1 protein-coding gene is annotated in these 1,290 nt (G+C 64.4%); it reads right to left on the reverse strand.

The window, feature by feature from the left end:
* Nucleotides 1-59: 59 nt before the first annotated feature.
* Nucleotides 60-1,208: an IS481 family transposase gene (locus AC1DS5_RS24935; protein ID WP_477720928.1), complete on the reverse strand. Its 1,149-nt coding sequence runs from the start codon at nt 1,206-1,208 to the stop codon at nt 60-62.
* Between the last annotated feature and the right edge of the window lie 82 nt (nt 1,209-1,290).

The raw sequence follows: 1,290 nt of genomic DNA on the forward strand, positions 1-1,290 counted from the left end.
TGTATGGACAGGAGACATGGGAAACAGGTGTTCGGAGACATAGGAAACACTTTGCCCGGTTAGTTGGAATCGAGGATGGTGTTCATGTTGATGCGCATGAAGTGATGATGGCAGAAGAAAGCATCGAAGCAACCATCGGCCCGGGGATCTGCCCTGAACGCGATGGGCAGTCGGTGCAGCGCAGTGGAGACCCTGAGCTTGACACCCTGAAACGCGACAGCACCATTCCAGCCCACGACCCGCACGATGTCGTCTGGGCCGTATTCGATGGCAGCGAGCTGCCCGGCATAGGCCCTGGGACTGCTGCGGTAGCGCTCGATCGGCGTGCGCAGGCCCAGTGCGTGATGCGGCCGCTCGCAGTTGTAAACGCCGCGCCAGTGCTCGAAAGCGTTTTGGGCCTGGGCCAGGTCGGCAAAGCTGCGCCCGGCCAGTACCTCGGCTTTGAGCGAGCGGTGAAAGCGCTCAATCTTGCCATTGGTCTGCGGGTGGTAGGGCGCGCTGTGGCTGACCTGGATGCCCTGGCGGATGAGCCACACGCTCAACTCGCTCAGGCCGTGCGCGGCCTGGCTCGGAGTGCCCCAAGGTCCACCGTTGTCGGCATTGATGCGCAGCGGCAGCCCGTAGCGCTCGAACACGGCTGTCAGGTGCTCCCGCACGCTGGGCGTATCCGGGCGTGCGCAGGCCTGCAGCGCCAGGTTGAAGCGCGAGTGATCGTCCAGCACGGTCAGCGGATGGCACTTGCCGCCGGCCGTCTCGAAGTAACCCTTGAAGTCGATCTGCCACAGGGCATTGGGCTCGGGGTGCTCGAAGCGCTGCCAGTGCTGGGCCGCCACGCTGGCAGCCGGCGTAATCAGGCCGTGGCGGTGCAAGATGGCTGTGACCGTGGCCGCGGACGGCACGTCCCGGTGCCCCAACTCGACAAGGCGCCGCGCGAGCTTGCGCCCGCCCCAGGCCGGATGAGCGTGCCGCAGCTCGAGCAAAGCGGTCTCCATCGCGGCCGGAGTGCGCAGCGGGCTGACATGTGGGCGACGCGAGCGGGCTTTGAAAGCGCCATCGCCTTCCTGGGCGTAACGCGCCAGCAGTGCATATGCGGCCTTCGCGCCAATGCCAAAGCGCCGACACAGCTCGCGCCGGTTGGCGCCTTCTTGCAAGGCCAGTGCCACGAATTCGCGTTTGATGTCCATCAGGTCTCTCGGTTGCCAAGGCATGCCCTTCTCCTTGCGCCAATGGCGCTGAAGAAGTGTTTCCTATGTCTCCGAACACCTGTTGCGTATGTGCCCAGTCCATACA

The sequence above is a fragment of the Polaromonas sp. P4_H1 genome, from assembly GCF_056400945.1.

Bases quoted from the DNA above. Each gene is read 5' to 3' on its own strand.
- AC1DS5_RS24935 (WP_477720928.1), bottom strand. From the start codon at position 1,208: ATGCCTTGGCAACCGAGAGACCTGATGGACATCAAACGCGAATTCGTG.